This window comes from Streptomyces sp. NBC_01257 (genome assembly GCF_035917255.1).
Lineage (GTDB): Bacteria > Actinomycetota > Actinomycetes > Streptomycetales > Streptomycetaceae > Streptomyces.
This window is the reverse complement of the sequence record NZ_CP108472.1, coordinates 5,547,837-5,566,253: the sequence shown is the minus strand read 5'-3', so window position 1 is coordinate 5,566,253 and position 18,417 is coordinate 5,547,837. Positions and strand designations below refer to the sequence as shown.

The 18,417-nt window shown below is 72.8% G+C and carries 14 protein-coding genes; 3 read left to right on the top strand and 11 right to left on the bottom strand.

Annotated elements, in window-relative coordinates; genetic code table 11:
• Positions 1-6: 6 nt before the first annotated feature.
• Together OG408_RS24240 and OG408_RS24235 are read right to left on the bottom strand one after the other, a co-directional pair.
• The gene (locus OG408_RS24240) at positions 7-711 is read right to left on the bottom strand and encodes a LuxR C-terminal-related transcriptional regulator (RefSeq protein WP_266781807.1); all 705 of its coding nucleotides are present in this window, start codon (positions 709-711) and stop codon (positions 7-9) included.
• Positions 695-1,993 carry an ATP-binding protein gene (locus OG408_RS24235; RefSeq protein WP_266781805.1) on the bottom strand — a complete coding sequence of 433 codons (1,299 nt, stop codon included), beginning with the start codon at positions 1,991-1,993 and terminating at the stop codon, positions 695-697. The genes OG408_RS24240 and OG408_RS24235 overlap by 17 nt, the downstream gene beginning before the upstream one ends.
• Positions 1,994-2,167: 174 nt before the next feature.
• Here OG408_RS24235 and OG408_RS24230 point away from each other — a divergent pair, with 174 nt between their 5' ends.
• Together OG408_RS24230 and OG408_RS24225 are read left to right on the top strand one after the other, a co-directional pair.
• Positions 2,168-3,487 carry a PspC domain-containing protein gene (locus tag OG408_RS24230; protein ID WP_285564828.1) on the top strand — a complete coding sequence of 440 codons (1,320 nt, stop codon included), beginning with the start codon at positions 2,168-2,170 and terminating at the stop codon, positions 3,485-3,487.
• Positions 3,474-3,737, top strand: coding sequence for a hypothetical protein (locus OG408_RS24225; RefSeq protein WP_266781801.1), 264 nt, complete (start codon positions 3,474-3,476; stop codon positions 3,735-3,737). The genes OG408_RS24230 and OG408_RS24225 overlap by 14 nt, the downstream gene beginning before the upstream one ends.
• Here the strand turns inward: OG408_RS24225 and OG408_RS24220 are convergent.
• The 4 genes from OG408_RS24220 to guaA all read right to left on the bottom strand — a co-directional run bounded on the left by OG408_RS24220 (position 3,644) and on the right by guaA (position 8,250).
• Positions 3,644-4,153, bottom strand: a complete 510-nt coding sequence (locus OG408_RS24220) for a DoxX family protein (RefSeq protein ID WP_266781799.1) — start codon at positions 4,151-4,153, stop codon at positions 3,644-3,646. The two genes, OG408_RS24225 and OG408_RS24220, sit on opposite strands and share 94 nt — an antisense overlap.
• 176 nt (positions 4,154-4,329) lie before the next feature.
• On the bottom strand, positions 4,330-5,595 hold the full coding sequence (locus OG408_RS24215; protein ID WP_326671904.1) for a hypothetical protein: 1,266 nt from the start codon (positions 5,593-5,595) through the stop codon (positions 4,330-4,332).
• Between the two features lie 126 nt (positions 5,596-5,721).
• Positions 5,722-6,492 (bottom strand): class II aldolase/adducin family protein, encoded by a 771-nt coding sequence (locus OG408_RS24210; RefSeq protein ID WP_266781795.1) that lies wholly within the window; start codon positions 6,490-6,492, stop codon positions 5,722-5,724.
• 171 nt (positions 6,493-6,663) lie between these two features.
• Positions 6,664-8,250: a glutamine-hydrolyzing GMP synthase gene (guaA, locus tag OG408_RS24205; RefSeq protein WP_266781793.1), complete on the bottom strand. Its 1,587-nt coding sequence runs from the start codon at positions 8,248-8,250 to the stop codon at positions 6,664-6,666.
• A gap of 345 nt (positions 8,251-8,595) precedes the next feature.
• Here guaA and OG408_RS24200 point away from each other — a divergent pair, with 345 nt between their 5' ends.
• On the top strand, positions 8,596-8,898 hold the full coding sequence (locus OG408_RS24200) for a chorismate mutase (RefSeq protein ID WP_326671901.1): 303 nt from the start codon (positions 8,596-8,598) through the stop codon (positions 8,896-8,898).
• Positions 8,899-9,248: 350 nt separating this feature from the next.
• Here the strand turns inward: OG408_RS24200 and OG408_RS24195 are convergent, their stop codons facing one another.
• The 5 genes from OG408_RS24195 to OG408_RS24175 form a co-directional block, all read right to left on the bottom strand.
• On the bottom strand, positions 9,249-10,964 hold the full coding sequence (locus OG408_RS24195) for a peptidase (protein WP_326671899.1): 1,716 nt from the start codon (positions 10,962-10,964) through the stop codon (positions 9,249-9,251).
• Positions 10,965-11,265: 301 nt separating this feature from the next.
• Positions 11,266-13,116 carry a GMC family oxidoreductase gene (locus OG408_RS24190; protein WP_266781787.1) on the bottom strand — a complete coding sequence of 617 codons (1,851 nt, stop codon included), beginning with the start codon at positions 13,114-13,116 and terminating at the stop codon, positions 11,266-11,268.
• Between the two features lie 41 nt (positions 13,117-13,157).
• Positions 13,158-14,786 (bottom strand): succinic semialdehyde dehydrogenase, encoded by a 1,629-nt coding sequence (locus tag OG408_RS24185; RefSeq protein ID WP_326671898.1) that lies wholly within the window; start codon positions 14,784-14,786, stop codon positions 13,158-13,160.
• Between the two features lie 153 nt (positions 14,787-14,939).
• Entirely contained in the window at positions 14,940-16,625 is a 1,686-nt protein-coding gene (locus OG408_RS24180; RefSeq protein ID WP_326671896.1) for a serine/threonine-protein kinase, read from the bottom strand.
• 96 nt (positions 16,626-16,721) lie between these two features.
• A complete protein-coding gene (locus OG408_RS24175; protein ID WP_326671894.1) occupies positions 16,722-18,389 on the bottom strand; it encodes a serine/threonine-protein kinase in 1,668 nt (555 codons plus the stop codon).
• Positions 18,390-18,417 lie beyond the last annotated feature (28 nt).

Genomic DNA, 18,417 nt, shown 5'->3' with positions numbered 1-18,417 from the left:
CGGGGCTCAGACCAGCCGTCGGGCCGTCGCCCAGCGCGTGAGCTCGTGCCGGTTGGAGAGCTGGAGCTTGCGCAGCACCGCCGAGACGTGCGACTCGACCGTCTTCACCGAGATGAACAGCTGCTTGGCGATCTCCTTGTACGCGTAGCCGCGGGCGATCAGCCGCAGCACCTCGCGCTCGCGCTGCGTCAGCCGGTCGAGGTCCTCGTCGACCGGCGGCGCGTCCGTGGAGGCGAAGGCGTCGAGGACGAAGCCGGCCAGCCGGGGCGAGAACACCGCGTCGCCGTCCTGGACCCGGAAGACCGAGTCGACCAGGTCGGCGCCGGTGATCGTCTTGGTGACATAGCCGCGGGCGCCGCCGCGGATGACGCCGATGACGTCCTCGGCGGCGTCCGAGACGGACAGTGCGAGGAACCGCACCGGGTTCTCGGCCGCGCCCATGAAGGGGGCGCAGCGGCGCAGCACCTCGACGCCGCCGCCGCCCGGGAGGTGCACGTCGAGGAGGACGACCTCGGGGCGGGTCGCCGTGATCACGGTGACCGCCTGGTCGACGTCGGCCGCCTCGCCGACGACTTCGACCCCGGTCTCCTCGGTGCGGCCGATCTCGGCCTGTACGCCGGTGCGGAACATCCGGTGGTCGTCGACGAGCACGACTCGTACCCGGCGCTCCGGGCCCTCGTGGCCCCCGGTCGCCTCAGTGGTCCCGTTCATCGCTCGTCCTCTCCATCTCCAGCTCGACTTCCGTGCCCCCGCCGGGCACCGAACGCAGCCGGGCGGTACCGCCGTTGCGCTGCATCCGGCCGATGATCGACTCTCTGACGCCCATTCTGTCCCCCGGTACGGAATCCAGGTCGAATCCCGGACCGCGGTCACGCACCGAGACGAAGACCGTGCGGCCCTCGACCTCCGCGTAGACCTGTACGGCGCCGCCCTCGCCACCGTACTTGGCGGCGTTGACCATCGCCTCGCGTGCGGCCTGCATCTGTGCGGTCAGCTTCTCGTCCAGCGGGCAGTCGCCGACGACGACGACCTCCAGCGGGACGCCGTGCTTGTCCTCGACCTCGGCGGCGGCGCGTTTGACGGCCTCGGCCAGGGTCTCCGGCTCGTCGCCCTCGTCCTTGCCGGTGCCCTCGGGGTTGTACAGCCAGTTGCGGAGCTCGCGCTCCTGGGCACGGGCCAGCCGGCGGACCTCGCCGGCGTCCTCCGCGTTGCGCTGGATCAGGGTGAGGGTGTGCAGGACTGAGTCGTGGACGTGGGCGGCGACCTCGGCACGCTCCTGGGCCCTGATGCGCATCAGGCGTTCCTCGGAGAGGTCCTGGGTCATCCGGACGAGATAGGGGCCGGCCAGCAGAGCGATGCCGGTGAGCACGGCGATGGCCGCGGTGATGACGTTGCCGAGCTGGGCGGCGGAGCCGCGGACGACCATGAAGCCGGCCAGCCCCAGGCCGACCAGGGCGACCCCGGCCAGCCCGCGCGCCAGGTGCAGGACGCGGCGGCGGCTGCCGACCTCCATCCAGCGGGCGCGGCGGGCGTTGTCGGCCTGGCGCCACACCAGGACGGAACCGGCGCCGATCAGCAGGGTGGGCCAGATGTAGCGGTCGGCCTTGCTGCCCATGTCGACGTTGCCGACGAAGATCAGGGCGCCGATGAGCAGCGCGATGAGGGCGAAGACCTGGCCCTTGTCGGGTTTGCGGAGCCGTCGGGTGCCGTCGGGGGCGGTCTCGAAGACGGACCGCGGGCCGTCCACGCCGCCGACGCCGAGCGGGACCACGATCCAGAACACCGCGTACAGGAGCGCGCCGAGGCCGTCCGCGAAGAACAGGCCGAGGAAGACGAACCGCACCCAGGCGACCGGCAGCCCGAGGTGTCCGGCGAGACCGCGCGCGACGCCGCCGAGCAGCCGTCCGTCGGCGCTGCGGTACAGCTTGCGCTGGGGCGGCTCCTCCGGGTCGGGGGCGAGGGAGCTTGCGGCTCGGGGCGTGGCGGCTGGCATGCCCCGATCGTCACACGCCGGTACGGGTGGTGGCATCAGGGTCGGCCCCCACTTCCACCCTGAGACGGGCCGGCGGGGGCGGCGGAGCCCCTGAGGGTCGGGCGGACCAATATCAGGGACCGGCCAGGGTCGGGGCGGGTGCCGGAAGGGACCGCGGCCCGTCACCATGGAGCCATGACCGTTCCCCAGGATGCGCCGCCCGGCGTCGCAACGCCCCCCGGGCCCGTACCGCGGCTGCACCGCAGCCCGCGGCAGAAAGTGGTGGCCGGGGTGTGCGGCGGGCTCGGCCGGTACTGCAACGTCGATCCGGTGATCTTCCGGATCGTGCTCGGCGTGCTCTCCGTGACCGGCGGCATCGGGCTGATCTTCTACGGCTTCGCCTGGCTGCTGATCCCGCTGGAGGGCGAGGAGGAGAACGAGGCGCGCCGGCTGCTGTCGGGCCGGGTCGAGGGGGCCTCCCTGATCGCGGTGCTGTGCGCGCTGATCGGCTGCGGTCTGTTCCTGTCCATGCTGGGCAACAGCGGCACGCTGGCGTTCTCGGCGATGCTCTCGGTCGCGGTCATCGGTTTCACGGTCTGGACGCAGCACCGCAGGACGGCGGATCCGCAGGAGGGGGTGCATCCGGCGGCGGAGCGGGCGGTGTCGGACGCGCCGCCCGAGGTGAAGGCGCCGCCGACCCCGTCGGGCCCGTCCTGGTGGCGGGACCCGATCGTGAAGGACGGGACGACGGGGCCGCCGGGGCCGGGTTATCTGTGGGGTCCCTCGGACACCGTGCTGGGCGGCAGGTCGGCCGCGCGGCCGCGGGGGGCGACGGCCGAGGACCCGTTCCGCGGGCCCGGGCGCTCGCGCCGGAGCGAGGAGCCGACGTCGATCGCCGGTGCGGTCTTCCTGCTCGCGGTGCTGGCGGGCTATCTGGGCGCGCGGCTGCGCTGGGACTCCCAGCCGTTCGGCACGAGTCTGCAGATCGGTCTGGCCGCGGCGCTCGCGGTGTTCGCCGTCGGGCTGCTGGTCAGTTCCTTCGTCGGCCGGACCGGCTTCGGCACCCTGCTGCTCGCGGTGCTCACGGCGCTTCTGCTGGCGGGCGCGTCCGCGCTGCCCGACGAGATCACCGCGCACTGGGTGCGCAAGGAGTGGCGGCCGGCCTCGGTCGCCGCCGTGCAGCCGCGCTACGAGGTGGGCTCCGGGGTGGCGGACCTGGACCTCACAAGGGTCGCCCTGCCGAAGGGCGGCACCCTCGCCACCGGTGTGGAGGTCGGTGCGGGCCGGGTCGTCGTGCGGGTGCCGAAGGACGTCACGGTGAAGCTGCGCGCACGCGCGGGCCTCGGTGACATCAACGTGCCGGGCGAGGCGCGCCATGGGGACATCGACATCCGTCCCTCGCAGGACGAGCGCAGGACCCTGCGGCCGGCCGCGGGCACGAAGCCGGCCGGCACGCTCTCGCTCGATCTGGAAGTCGGCATCGGACAGGTGGAGGTCACCCGTGCTGCGTCATGAGTTCCGGCCCGGACGGGCCGTCGCGGGTGTGGTGATGCTGGCGCTGGCCGCCGGGTACGCGGCGGAGGCGGCCGACGCCTGGGACCCGCCGTGGGCCTTCTTCATCCCTCTCCTGGTCGGCGGGCTGTGGCTGTCGGCCGTGGTGACGTGGATCGCCTACCGCATCCGGCGCCGCCGGGTCGCGAGGACCGCGTCCACGGAGAACGAGGCGGCCCCGCCGAGCAGCAGCGGCAGCCAGGCCATGAGGTAGATCAGGTCGTTGCCGAGGTAGTACGGCGAGACCTGCCAGCTGACGGTCAGCCACAGGCTGAGCGAGATCAGCGCACCGCCGAGCGCGGCGATCCGGCTCCACAGGCCCAGCAGGGTGCCGATGCCGACGGCGAGCTCACCGAAGGCGATGGCGTACCCGAAGCCGGACGGGCTCTTCAGCGCGAGGTCGACGAGGGCCGGGATCGCGGCGGAGTCGCGGACGGCGGTCATCTGCTCGCCGACGGATCCCGGTCCGGTGGCGTGGAAGAACGCGCTGTCGGTGAGCTTGTCGAGTGCGGCGTAGATGAAGGTGACGCCGAGGAAGATCCGCAGGGGCAGCAGGGCATGTTCCCGCGCCAGCTCCCGCAGGCTCCTGGCCTCGCCCAGACCGCGCCCGTTCGTGCCGTACCCGTGCATGGTTGTCCCGCCTTCCGCAGCTCTGCCCGCCGGACCACCGGGTCCGCCCACAGAGTCATTCGACCCTCGCCGGACCGTTCGATCCGTCACCAGACCATACGTACGCGCCGAACGCCCGGCTCACCAGGTGCGCGGTCGGGTTCGGCCATCGGGTCGAACGGCGGGCGGGCCGGGGCTCAGTCGGTCACGTCGATCGCGACCCGGTTCGACTCCGCGCCCGATGCCGTCACCACCTGCACCTCGACCACCCCGGGCTCCACCTCCACCGGCACCGGCACGGTCAGCACGGTGTCGGTCGGGTTGGCGAAGCCGCCGGTGACCGGGACCATCGGGACGTGTACGTGGACGGGGCCGATCCGCACGACCATGCGGGCCAGCCGGTCCGGCGCCCCGGCTCCGGGCGGCACGAAGCCCGCGCCGCGGATCTCGATGTCGTCACCGGTACGGATCGGCGCGTCCAGGTCACCGGCCTCCCGGGCCCGGACCACCGACAGCACCACGGGCCGGCCGCCCTCGGTGTACTTCCCGGCGAAGTAGGCCGCCGCCGACACGGCCACCAGCAGGGCGAGCCCCCACGGCAGATCGGGCAGCTGCTCGGGCCGGCGGGCGAGGCGGACCGCGGCGAAGACCACCGCGACCGTGGACACCAGCACGTACTGCACATCGGTGAACCCGCCGCGCCCGGAGTCGTCGGTGAGCAGGTCGGCGGCGCGCGGCCGGTCGGCCCGCAGCTTCTGCAGCCGCCCGGACAGCACCCGTACGCCCACCACCCGCCGGACGACCACCGCGATGGCGCACACCAGCGCCAGCACGGTCACCACACCGGCGCCGCGCGCCAGGTCGAGGCCCTCGATCAGGGCGTCGCGCTGCGCGTGGCCGGAGGCGCCCGCCAGCTGGAAAGCGAGGACGAGCACCGAGAAGACGGCGAGCAGCACCCAGGACGCGGCGACCGCGCGGGAGGTGGAGAGCCGGTTGTCCTCGCCGATCAGCGGGGCGAGGAGGCCGCCGCGCGCCCGGTGGAGGTGTGCGGCTGCGGTCAGCAGCCCGGCGGTGACCACCCCGGCGACCAGGCCGGCGGTACGGGCGTGGGACCAGCCCGCACCGATCGCGGTGGCGGCCTCGGCGACCGCGAGCACGGCGACCGCGCCCCACACGACGACCAGGGTGCGCTGCCACACCCGGTACAGCCAGGCGTCCCCGGCCTCGCGGCCGCGGTCGGCGACGGCGCGCGCGGACTGGGTCAGCTCGTCCGAGACCCACTGCCGGGTCGCGGACGGGGACTGGGCGACCCCGGCGGGAAGCCCCTGACCCGCGGCGAGTTCGTCCCGCTTGGCCAGGAAGGCGGCCACCGCGCGCCGGTGTCCCTGACGCGCTCCGTGCGGGCAGTCGCCGCACGTGCAGCCACCGCCGTGCGTGGTCTGTCCCGCCTCGTCCAACGCCACGGAGAACGCCGCCCTTTCCCACCCCGGTACAGCTGATGATCAACCCAACTCAGCTGCGATTGCTGCGAATTGTGCCGTACGGTACGGGCGGTTCCCGCATCGGGGCACACCGGGCGGGCGGGATCGTCAGAACGTTCGAGAGATACGGCGCCACAGCGGCTGGTAATTGATCCAGGCGACCAGGTCGCTGCCGAGCTGTTCGCGGGTGGTGACGGCGTCCCGGTGCTCGATCAGGACCGGCTTCCCGGCCGCCCGCGCGGCCAGCTGGACCTGGCAGGACCGCTCCAGCGCGAGGAACCACCAGGCCGCCGCGTCCACCGAGTCGGCCACGGTCAGCAGCCCGTGGTTGCGCAGGACGATCGCCTTGCGGGCCCCCAGCGCGGCCGCGATCCGGCGCCCCTCCTCCTCGTCCACGACGACCCCGGTGTACGCGTCGTACAGCGCGTGGTCCTCGTAGAAGGCGCAGGCCTCCTGGGTGATGGGCTCCACCAGCTCACCGAGCGCGGCCAGTGCCCTGCCGTGCACGGAGTGGGTGTGCACGACGGCGACGACGTCCGGGCGGGCTCGGTGCACCTGCGCGTGGACGGCGAACGCCGCCTGGTTGACGTGGTGGCGCCCCTCGACGACCTGCCCCTCGCCGTTCACCAGGATCAGCTCGTCCGGCCGCAGCCCGTCGAAGGGTGCGCCGAAGGGGTTGACCCAGAAGCAGTCGGCGAATTCGGGGTCGCGGGCCGTGATGTGCCCGGAGACCCCGTCCTCGTACCCGTACTCACCGAACAGGCGCAGCGCCCCGGCCAGGCGTTCCTTGCGGTACGTGCGTTCCTCGTCGAGGGAGGTGTGCACGGGCGGCATCGCGAAGTGGAGCTGGTCCACGGGTATGGGTGTGGGCTCGGTCATGGCGGCTCCTCGGGGCTCCCCGGCGTACGGGATCAGACGTACGGGATCGGAAGTTACCGCCGGTTGCCGCAGGTGGCCAGAGGGATCCGCGATCGATTCGGGCCGGGAACGCGGCGATGCCGCCGCCCGTGGGTACGGACGGCGGCATCGGCGTGACGGTCGGAGTGGGGATCACTCCCACTCGATGGTCCCCGGCGGCTTGCTCGTGATGTCGAGCACCACGCGGTTGACGTCGGCGACCTCGTTGGTGATGCGGGTGGAGATCTTGGCGAGCGTCTCGTACGGCAGTCGCGACCAGTCCGCCGTCATGGCGTCCTCGGAGGAGACGGGGCGCAGCACGATCGGGTGGCCGTAGGTGCGGCCGTCGCCCTGGACGCCGACGCTGCGGACGTCCGCCAGGAGGACCACCGGGCACTGCCAGATGTCACGGTCCAGGCCGGCCGCGGTCAGCTCCTCGCGGGCGATCGCGTCGGCGTCCCGGAGCAGGTCGAGCCGCTCCTCGGTGACCTCGCCGACGATCCGGATACCGAGTCCGGGGCCGGGGAAGGGCTGGCGCTGGACGATCTCCTCGGGCAGGCCGAGCTCCTGGCCGACCATCCGGACCTCGTCCTTGAACAGCTGGCGCAGCGGCTCGACGAGCTGGAACTCGATGTCGTCGGGGAGCCCGCCCACGTTGTGGTGGGACTTGATGTTGGCGGTGCCGGTGCCGCCGCCGGACTCGACGACGTCCGGGTAGAGGGTGCCCTGCACGAGGAAGGCGACCTCGGGGCCGTCCTCCTGGAGGATCTCCAGCTGCGCCTGCTCGAAGACGCGGATGAACTCGCGGCCGATGATCTTGCGCTTGGTCTCCGGGTCGGAGACCCCGGCCAGCGCCTTCAGGAAGCGCTCGCTCGCGTCGACGACCTTCAGGTTGGCGCCGGTGGCGGCCACGAAGTCCTTCTCGACCTGCTCGGTCTCGCCCTTGCGCATCAGGCCGTGGTCGACGTAGACGCAGGTGAGCTGGGAGCCGATGGCCTTCTGGACGAGGGCCGCGGCGACGGCGGAGTCGACGCCGCCGGAGAGACCGCAGATGGCGCGCTTGTCGCCGACCTGGGCGCGGATCGCGGCGACCTGCTCCTCGACGACGTTGGTCGTCGTCCAGGTCGGCTCGATGCCCGCGCCGCGGTACAGGAAGTGCTCCAGGACCTGCTGGCCGTGCGTGGAGTGCAGCACCTCGGGGTGGTACTGGACGCCGTAGAGCTTCTTCTCGTCGTTCTCGAAGGCGGCGACCGGGACGACGTCCGTGGACGCGGTGACGGTGAAGCCCTCGGGGGCGGCGGAGCAGGCGTCGCCGTGCGACATCCACACCGACTGCTGGTCCGGCGTGCCCTCGAAGAGCGTCGAGCCGGACTTGGAGACGGAGAGCGCGGTACGGCCGTACTCCCGGGCACCGTTGTCGTCGACGGTGCCGCCGAGCGTGGTCGCCATCAGCTGGAAGCCGTAGCACATGCCGAAGACGGGGACCCCGGCCTCGAACAGCGCCCGGTCGAGCGAGGGCGCGCCCTCGGCGTACACGGAGGACGGTCCGCCGGACAGGATGATCGCCCGGGGGTTCTTGGCCAGCATCTCGGCCACCGGCATCGTGGACGGCACGATCTCGCTGTAGACCCGGGCCTCACGGACCCGTCGGGCGATGAGCTGGGCGTACTGGGCGCCGAAGTCGACAACGAGGACCACGTCGGTGGTGGTGTCGGGGGCGGCGGGGGGTGCTGCTGGCACGGGGCGGCCTTCCGGCGGTGGAGAGGGGGTCGGTCCTCCCGATTCTACCGGCGGCCCGGGGCGCCCCTCGTCGCACCGATACGCACCGCCCGCGGCCACCGCCGTCTCACCATCCGGGCCCGCCTTTGGCCCGGGCCCGGGGCCGGGTCCATACTGTTCCCCATGCGTCAGCACACGACCTTCGTCTTTACCTATGGCACCCGGCCCGCCGGCTGCCATGGTCGTGCTGCTTGAGCAACTGACAAGCAACGTTCCAGGCGCCCCGGGCCGACAGGCCCGGGGCGTTCTGGCGTTCCGGGCCCGGTCGGCCGGGGGCAGCCGCACCCCACCACCGGGAGACCCGCCATGAGCAGCACCACAGCCGCCCGCACCGCCACCGAGGTGACCGGTGCGCACACCGACGAGGCCGCGTCCCTGATCGCGGACGCACGGACGCGCATCGACTCGCTCGACGACCGGATCATCGGGCTCGTCCAGGAACGGATGGCCGTCTCCACCGTCATCCAGGAGGCCCGGATCACCTCCGGCGGCCGCCGGGTCAGCCTCTCCCGCGAGATGGAGGTGCTCGGCCAGTACCGGGACGCGCTGGGCAGGCCCGGCACCTCTCTCGCGATGACCCTGCTGGAGCTGTGCCGCGGCCGCGTGTGACCCGCCGCAGCTCAGGCGCCCCTTGGGCCGGCAGGGCTGTACGGGCGTATCCCAGTTCGGGCGGACTCTCACCCGTACGGCGCGTGACCGGTCCGGGCGCGGCTTCGTTGGTCCCGGTGTCCGTGCCAGCCAGGGGCGGCTTGGGAAACAGAACCACGCGTGGCTCCGCCGGGGCGTGTGGCGTACTGCATGTACGCCGTGGGACCGCGCACCGGCGTGCGTGACCGGTCGGCAGGGGACAGCAGCCCGGTCACCTCAGAAACGGCAGGCTCCAGGGACGCCTGGAGCCTGCCGTGTCCAAGGGCCCGTGGACCGGACAACCGGTCCACGGGCCCTTGCGCGTTCCCCGCCTACCGGACGGTGCGCCGCCCGCTCACGTACAGCACCCCGCCCGCCAGCAGGGCGGCCGCCGCGGCACCCGCGGCCGTGAGCGCGTCGGTGCCGGTCGCGGCGAGACTGCCGCCGGTCCGCGGCCCCGGGCCGGCCGGTCCGGTGGTCCCGGTCGAACCGGACGAGGCGGAACCGCCGGTGGCGGACGAACCCCCGGTGGACCCGGACGTGGTGGGACCCGTGTCCCCCGAGCCCCCGGTGGACCCTGCGCCGCCCGACGTGCCGGAGGTGTCCGCGTTCAGGACGAGGGCGGCGGTGTCGTTCCTCCGGTCCGGGTCGAACGGCAGCGGCGCGTCTCCCGCGCCCCGCACCTCGACCCTCCCGGAGGCCCCCGTGACGGCCTCGACGATCCGCAGGTCGAAGTGCAGCCCGAGGCCGCCGTCCTCCCGGACGGCCGCCGGGGCCGTGCACCGGTAGCGCGGGGCGCCCGCCTGCTGCTCGCGGGACCGCCCGTCGGCCGTCACACCCCGGCAGGCGTCCGGCCACCCGGTGACCGAGGCGCCGCGGGGGACGGTGAAGTCGACCGTGGCGGCGGGCTCGCCCGCATCGAGGCCGCCGATCCAGGCGGGCCCCTCGTTGCGGAAGCCGATGTCGGCCTCGACGGTGCTGCCCACCATGCCGTCCGCGGTGTCGCCGTACGCGACGAAGTCGGCGGTGTTCGCGGTGCTGAAGGCGTTCTCCTGCTGGTTGTCGCCGGGGGCGAGATCGGCGGAGCGGGCGGCGGGGAGTTCGGTGAGCGCGAGCACGTTCCCCTTGCTGCCCGGTGCGGATCGCGCGCCGGAGCGTTCGGCGGCGCGCACGCCAGGACCGCCCTCGTCGACGCGGTAGACGAAGGTGTCCCGGTAGGCGCGCCGGGTGGCCCTGAGGGTCAGCGGTTCGGCGAGTTCGTAGGCGGCGCCCGCCTCGAAGCTGCCCTCGACCGAGCAGAGTGCCGTGGTCCGGACGGTAAAGCCCAGGCCGCCGTCGTCCTCGCTGTACACGCAGTTCTCGTACCGCTCGGTGAACTCGATGCCGCGCGTGTAGACGAGCGTGAGCAGGACGCCGTCGGCGGCGCGGGTTCCGTCGTTGCTGAACGCCAGCGGGACCGGCTGGGTCTGGCCGGGGACGAGCTCCCGCTTCAGCTCGGCCCGCCTCATCACCAGGTCGGGGCCGCCGATCCCGATCCGCGTGGTGAACGGGGCGAAGGTCACGCCGTCCGCCGTGCCGGTGACCCCGACGGTCCCGGAGTCCCCCTCCTCGCTGCCCTCCGCGGCGGTGACGCGGAGCTCGGGCAGCGGGTTCGGCCCGGGTGCGAGGCCCTCGCCGTGGCACACGCCGGTGGTACCGGTGACCGTGCAGTCCGTACCGCCGTCCGCACGGCCGTCCGTGCCGAACCCGGCGTCGGCGACGCCCACGATGCCGCCGAGGTCGAAGGTCACCGTGTACGCGCCGGTGAAGCCGCCGTGCTCCTCGTCCCGCAGCGGGTTGTCGACGGTGATCGCGAGGGAGGTCCCCTGCGGTGCGCCGGTCGCCGGGTACGGGTGCAGGGCGGTCTCGGCGGGGCCGCCGAAGCCCATGACGGGACCGGCGGCACGGGCCGGGGCGCCCAGGGCGAGCGATCCGGCGGCCAGCAGGCCGACGGCGGCGAGAGCGCCCGCGACACGGCGCGCGGCGGCTCTCGGGGTCGTGCTTCTCATCGCGGGGCCTTCTGGGGTCGGGAGCTGTACGGCTGCGGCGCAGCGATACGAGTTCGACCCCGGGACCGCGGGAACAGTTGCGCGGACCCAGGTCACGGATTGAGCACGTCACCCGGGGAGCACCGCGCACGGACGTGATGGGCATCACATAAGGATTATGTGAACTCGGGGACAACCATTGGGTCCCTCTGCAGGTCATGCATGCGGAACCACCGGTCACATCCGTCACGCGGCTTCACCGGTTGAGCGGGAGGGGCTGCACTCGGAGGGGGGTGCAGCCCCTTCTGCTGTCCGGCCCCGGCTACTCCGCCTTCGTGGGCTCCTTCTCCGTGACCTTCTTCGGCGGCACCGCCGGCATCCCCAGGAACGGCAGCCTCAGCGCGCCGAACGCCTCCTTCGGGACGGCCGGCGCCTGCGGTTCGACCGCCGCCAGCCGCTCGTACTCCTCGCCCTGCGCCGGGCGCGGGTCCCGCTCGCCCTTGTTGGGCCAGAAGGACATGGCCCGCTCCGCCTGCGCGGTGATCGTCAGCGACGGGTTGACGCCGAGGTTGGCGGAGACCGCGGAACCGTCGACGACCGAGATGCCCGGGTGGCCGAACAGCCGGTGGTACGGGTCGATGACCCCCTCGTCGGCACTCGCGCCGATCGGGCAGCCGCCGAGGAAGTGCGCGGTGAGCGGGGTGCCCATCAGCTCGCCGATGTTGGAGCCCGGGAAGCCGTTGATCTCCTCGGCGAGCAGCGTCGCGCTCTGCGTCGCCTCGGCGATCTGCGTCGGGTTGGGCGCGCCGTGGCCCTGGCGGGCGGTGAGCAGGCCCTTGCCGATGCCCCGGGGCTTGCGGTAGGCGGTCAGGGAGTTGTCCAGCGACTGCATGACGAGCCCGATGATGGTCCGCTCCGACCACCGGCGGTTGGAGAGCGAGCGCATCGCGAGCGTCGGGTGCTTGGCCAGGTTGCCGAACCAGGCCAGCACCCGGCGGCTGCTGTACGGCACCTGGAGGATGGTCATGCCGCCCATCGCGTTGGATCCCTTGCCGTAGCGGACCGGTTCGATGTGGGTGTTCTCGTCGGGGTGGATCGACGAGGTGATGGCGACGCCCCTGGTGAAGTCGGCCTTGGTGCCGTGCTTCCTGCGGTAGCGGCGGTCGGAGGTCTGCGCGCCGACGAGACCCTCGGAGTTGGTCCGGGTCAGCTCGCCGAGGCGGGCGGAGAGCCGGGGCAGCTGTCCCTGGTCCTTCATGGTGTGCAGCAGGGTCTGGGTGCCGTACGTGCCCGCCGCGACGACCACCTTGCGGGCGCGCAGCCGCGTGGGCGTTGCCTTCTTGCGGCGGTCGGTCGGCACGGTGGAGACGCGGTAGCCGCCGTCCGGGTCGTCCGTGACCGCGACGACGGACGTCATCGGGTGGATGACCGCTCCGGCCTTCTCGGCGAGGTGGAGGTAGTTCTCGTTGAGGGTGTTCTTGGCGCCGTGCCGGCAGCCGGTCATGCATTCGCCGCACTCGGTGCAGGCCTTGCGGGCCGGTCCCGCACCCCCGAAGTACGGGTCGGCGACCGTGCCGCCGGGCTTCGCCCTCGCCGTGCCGTCGGCGTCCTCGCCGTCGCCGAAGAAGACCCCGACCGGGGCGAGGTGGAAGGTGTCGCCGACGCCCATGACCTCGGCGGTCGCCTTGAGGTGGACGTCGGACGGCGTCATCGTCGGGTTGAGCCGGACCCCGAGCATCCGCTTGGCCTGGTCGTAGTACGGCTTCAGCTCGTCCTGCCAGTCGGTGATGTGCGCCCACTGCCGGTCCTCGAAGAACGGCGCCGGCGGGACGTACAGCGTGTTGGCGTAGTTCAGCGAGCCGCCGCCGACGCCCGCACCGGCCAGCACCATCACCTTGCCGAGCAGGTGCACGCGCTGGATGCCGAAGAGGCCGAGCGCGGGGGCCCAGAGGTAGTTCTTCAGGTCCCAGGAGTTCTTGGGCAGGGTGCCGGGCGTGAAGCGGCGGCCCGCCTCCAGGACTCCGACCCGGTACCCCTTCTCGGACAGCCGCAGCGCCGAGACCGCGCCGCCGAAGCCCGAACCGACGATCAGGACGTCGTAGTCGTACGCGGCGTCGTCGTCGGCCGCACCGGCCGCTCCGGCCTGATTCTGGGCAGGGCTGTCCTGGGACATGGCACTCCTCGGTACGAAAAGGACAGAAGTGGTGCGGGGGTTCAGCGCAGGCGGAAGGCCTTCATGGCCTTGAGGCTGCGGTTCATGAAGGCGGCGTACTTCGCGTCGTCCATCCCGAAGGACGGGGCCAGCGGGATCAGCCGCTGCTGGGCGACGGTCTGCGCCTCGGTGTACTTGAGGATGCCCTCGGAGCCGTGGCGGCGGCCGAGGCCGGAGTCCTTCATGCCGCCCATCGGGGACTGCACGCTGCCGTACGCCGGGGCGTATCCCTCGTTGATGTTGACCGTGCCGGTCCGCAGCCGGGCGGCGACCTGGTGGCCGCGCCTGCCGTCCTTGGTCCAGACGCTCGAATTGAGGCCGTACGGGGTGGCGTTGGCCAGCGCGACGACCTCGTCCTCGTCGCTGAAGCGGTAGAGGGAGACGACGGGTCCGAAGGTCTCCTCGCCGCAGACGGCCATCGGGGCCTCGACGCCGTCGAGGATGGTCGGCTCGTAGAACAGCGGGCCGATGTCGGGGCGGGCGACGCCGCCGGCGACGAGCTTCGCGCCCTTCTCGACGGCCTCCGCGACATGCCGGCTGACGGTCTCCAGCTGGCGCTCGCCGACGAGCGATCCCATGTCGGCGCCGTACGCGAGGGAGTTGCCGAGCCGCATCGCCTTCGTCCGGGCGGCGAACCGCTCCACGAAGTCGTCGGCGACCGACTCGTGGACGTACAGCCGCTCGATGGAGATGCAGAGCTGGCCGGCGGAGGAGAAGCAGGCGCGGACGGCGCCGGCGGCGGCCTTCTCCACGTCGGCGTCCTTCAGGACCAGCATGGCGTTCTTGCCGCCGAGTTCCAGCGAGACGCCGACGAGCCGGGCCGCGGCACCCTGGGCGACCTCGCGGCCGGTGCGGGTGGAGCCGGTGAACGAGACGTAGTCGGCGTGCTTGACGACCTCGGGGCCCACGACGGGTCCGTCCCCGAGCACGACCTGGAACACCTCGGCCGGAAGTCCGGCCTCGATCAGCAGGTCACGGGCCCACAGCGCGGTCAGCGCGGTCTCCGTGTCGGGCTTCATCACCACGGCGTTGCCGGAGACGAACGCGGGCAGCGCGTCACCGACGGACAGCTCCAGCGGGTAGTTCCACGGGGCGATCTGGCCGATGACACCGCGCGGCTGGCGCAGCTCGGTGACCTTGGTGAGGGTCGGTACGACACCGGTGTGCCGCTTCGGCTTCAGATACGCGGCGGCCCTGCGGCCGTAGTGCCGGGCGGCGACGGCGACGGCCTGCACCTCCTCGTGGGCGTGCAGCCTGGCCTTGCCGGTCTCCAGCTGGATGAGGTCGAGGACCTCGGACTGGCGGCTGATGACGAGGTCGTGGAAGCGCAGCAGCACGGCGGCCCTGGCCCGGACGGGCGTCGCGGCCCAGGCGGGCTGGGCGGCGCGGGCCCGGTCGAAGGCGGTCGCCACGTCCTCGGGGGTGGACTCGGGCAGGTCGGCCAGCTTCTCGCCGGTGAAGGGCGTGTGGTTGGCCGTCCGGCCGGAGCCGACGACGCCACGGGTCAGCTGGGCGATCACCTCGGGGGTCACGACATCGGCGGCCGTGCGCACACCCGCGGGCGCGACGGCCACCGGGTTGGTGCCGACAGCGGCGGCGGAGGTGGACGTGGAGGCCTGCGAGTCCGTCATGAGGGCGAGAGTACGTCGGCCCGGATGCTTTGGGTACCCGTGGGTAACAGCTTTTCACGGTCCTCACAACGCCCTTCCGCGACCACCCGCCAACCAAGCCAGTGTCTACTGGCTAGATAACCGCTGATCAGGGCCTACCTTCCGCCGCCCGGGTCAGGAGGAGTGAATCTTGAGCCCCTCCGTCACCTGCTCGAAAATCTTCTCCCCGTCCCGCGCGGCCTGCCCGGCCGCGGGCATCTCGATCCGCACGTGCCAGTACACCGAGTCCTTGGTCTTCCCGGGGATCCACAGCTCCCGGAACTGCTCGTGCCGCGGGTCGTCCTCCGTGGCGGAGTACGGCACGTAGTCGACGGTCATCTCGAAGGCCTTGCGGCCCTGGTGCGTGACCTCCTCGGAGGTGACGGTCGCGTCCTTCATCTGGGTGGCGCTCGCGCCGCCCTTCTCGTAATACGCCTTGCGGGCGGCGATGTCCGCACCGGGATCGTCGGCGTCGTCGACGGCGGGTCCCCGGTGCCAGAAGTCGATGGCGAAGACGCCGCTGGGGTCGCCGAACCACACCAGCCCGTCGTCGCTCTCCTCGTGACGCTGGTACTCCTTCGGCACGGTCACGTCCGCCTTGAGCACCTCCGTCTCCGGCCTGGACTGCCAGCCCTCGGGCAGACCGCCGCCCGAGAACGGATTGGCGAACAGCAGGACGAGCGCGACGACCACCGCCAGCAGCCCGCCGCCGAGGGCGGACTGGGCGCGGCGGTTGCCGTGCAGCGCCGGCGGCAGCCAGCGGCTCCCGCCGGCGTCCGCGCCTCCCGGGTACAGCCGGGTGGCGGTGGAGGGGACGGGCTGCGGGGCGGCGAGGGACTCCAGGGTCTGCCGGATCTCCGCGGCCGACGGCCGCGCCGCGGGGTCCTTGCGCAGCAGCTGCATCACCAGCGTGCCGAAGGCCCCCGTGCCGCGGGCCGGCATCTGCGGTTCCGCCGACAGGACGGCCTGCAGCGTCGCCGGGGTGTGCGAGCGGCGGTACGGGGAGACGCCCTCCACCGCCGCGTACAGCACGACGCCCAGCGACCAGAGGTCGGACTCGGGGCCCGGGCGCTGCCCCAGCACCCGTTCCGGCGCGATGTACTCGGGCGAGCCGACGAACGCACCGGTCTCGGTGAGCCCCTCCTCGCCCTCCACCTGCGCGATGCCGAAGTCGGTGAGGACGACCCGGTCCCCGCGGCCCAGCAGCACGTTGGCGGGTTTGACGTCACGGTGCAGGACGCCCGCGCCGTGCGCGGCGGTCAGCGCGCCCAGGACGGCGAGGCCGATCCGTGACGCCTCGCGCGGGTCGAGGGTGCCCTCCTGGAGCAGATCGGCGAGCGACTGACCGCGCACCAGCTCCATCACGATCCACGGCTTGGCGTCCTCGACGACCACGTCGTGCACGGTGACGACGGAGGGATGGTCGATCCGGGCCGCGGCCCGCGCCTCGCGCTGCATCCGCAGATGGACGATCTCGCGGTCCCGCGCGCCCAGATGGTCGGGCACCCGGGGCTCCTTGACGGCGACGTCCCGGTCGACGACCTCGTCGTGGGCCCGCCAGACGGTGCCCATGCCGCCGGCTCCCAGCCGCCCGACGAGCCGGTAGCGGCCGCCGAGGAGACGGCCGGCGCCCTGTTCGGGCAGCTCCGCTCCGGGCCGTACCTGTCCGGGAACGGGCGGCACCGGAGCAGGCGGGGCGGGCGCCGCCGGCCCGGGTACCGGTGCCCGCTCGGTGGGCGGTCCGGACGATGGTGCCGGTGCGTGCGGTGGCCGCAGCGCATAGCTGGTGGGCTCCTCCGCCTGTCCCCCGTCATTCGTCATGCGCACATCCTGTCCGAGGCCACGCCCCGTGACCACAGGGGCAGTTGAGCGATGACAGACCCGTGACAGTCCGGCGGCCGGCCGGGTCGGGCGGGGTCAGCCCTCGTCGGCAGGCGCACGCCAGCTGCGCAGCATCGCCTGGAACTGGTCCCGGGTGACGTCCCAGTCCTTCTCCGGCCCCGTCATGTACAGCGCGTACTCCGGGCCGCCCTCCTTGGCGTAGTACATCTGGTCGATGGCGTGCCGCGGGCCGGCGCCGTCCTTCTCGGTCCAGGTGAACTCCCAGATGGATCCGGGCTGGTCCCGGTAGACGTTGGAGTTCATCTCCAGGCTCCGGTAGTCCGGCAGCCGCTCCTTCAGGCTCGTCTCCAGGTTCTGCATGTGCGTGTACGGGTGCTCGAAGTCGGGCGTCGGATCGACGCTGAAGCGGAAGTAGTGCACACCGTCGTCCGGCGTGTAGTCGATGTTGGTGCCGTTCACCTGCCGCTCCCAGCCGATCGGCATCAGGATGCTGAACCCGGCCGGGTCCTCCACCCGCCGCCAGCCCTCCGGCACCCCCTGCTTCGACGGGTCCGGCTTCGACGACGGGGTGGGGGTCGGGATGGCCGGTCCCGGCGAGCGGGTGCCGTGGGACGCCGTGCCGCCGGTCCCGCCGCCGGTCTCGTCGTCCGCACGGTTGGAGTACAGCATCGCGGCGATGCCCGCGCCGCCTCCCACCAGCGCCGCCAGGGCGATGACCACGAGCGTGGTGCGCCAGCGGCCGCGGGTGCGCCGGGTGACGGGTGCGGAGCCGGGGGGCGGAACCGGTCCGGGGTAGGGCAGTTGGGCCGTGCCGCCGGCCGGCATCCCGCCGCCGTCCGCGCCCATCGCGTGCATGACCTCGTCCGGGACCCGCTGGGTGGGGACGTACGCCTGGGCCGAACGGGGTGCGCGCCCCTCCATGGCCTCCAGCAGCATCCGTTCGGTCTCCGCGGCCGTCGGCCGGTCCTCGGGTTCCTTGCGGAGCAGTGCGGTGATGACGTGCCCCAGCGCCCCGGCCCGCTCGGGCGGCGGCGGATCCTCGGTGACGACGGCCTGCATCGTGGAGATCGGCGAGGTGCGGCGGAACGGCGAACGGCCCTCGACCGCGGTGTACAGCGTGGCGCCCAGCGACCACAGGTCGGACGCGGGGCCGGGATCGCCGCCGCGTACCCGCTCGGGGGCCAGGTAGTCGATGGAGCCGACCAGTTCACCGGTCCTGGTGATGGTCGAGTCGCCCTCTATCGCGGCGATCCCGAAGTCGGTGAGCAGCACCCGGCCGTCCCGGGCGAGCAGGACGTTGCCCGGCTTCACATCGCGGTGCAGCACCCCGGCGCCGTGGGCGGCGCGCAGGGCGCCCAGCACATGGAGGCCGATCCTCGCGGCCTCGCGCGGGTCGACCTCGCCGGACTCCTTGGCCTGGTCGGCGAGTGACGGTCCGTCGACGTACTGCATGACGATCCACGGCCGGTTGTCGTACTCGATCACGTCATGGACGGTGACCACGCCGGGGTGGGTGATGCGGGCGGCGGCGCGGGCCTCCTTCTGGGTCCGCGCGTGCAGGACGACCCGGTCCGCCTCGGCGACGTACAGCCCGGCCGTCAGTTCCTTGACGGCGACGGTGCGGTGCAGCACCTCGTCATGGGCGCGCCAGACCTTGCCCATGCCGCCGCGTCCGAGGACCTCGCCGAGCCGGTACCTCCCGGCCAGCAGCAGTCCCGCTTCCGTGCCCTGTGATCGATCCACGTGTGTCCCCGCCCCGTTCCTTCGGATG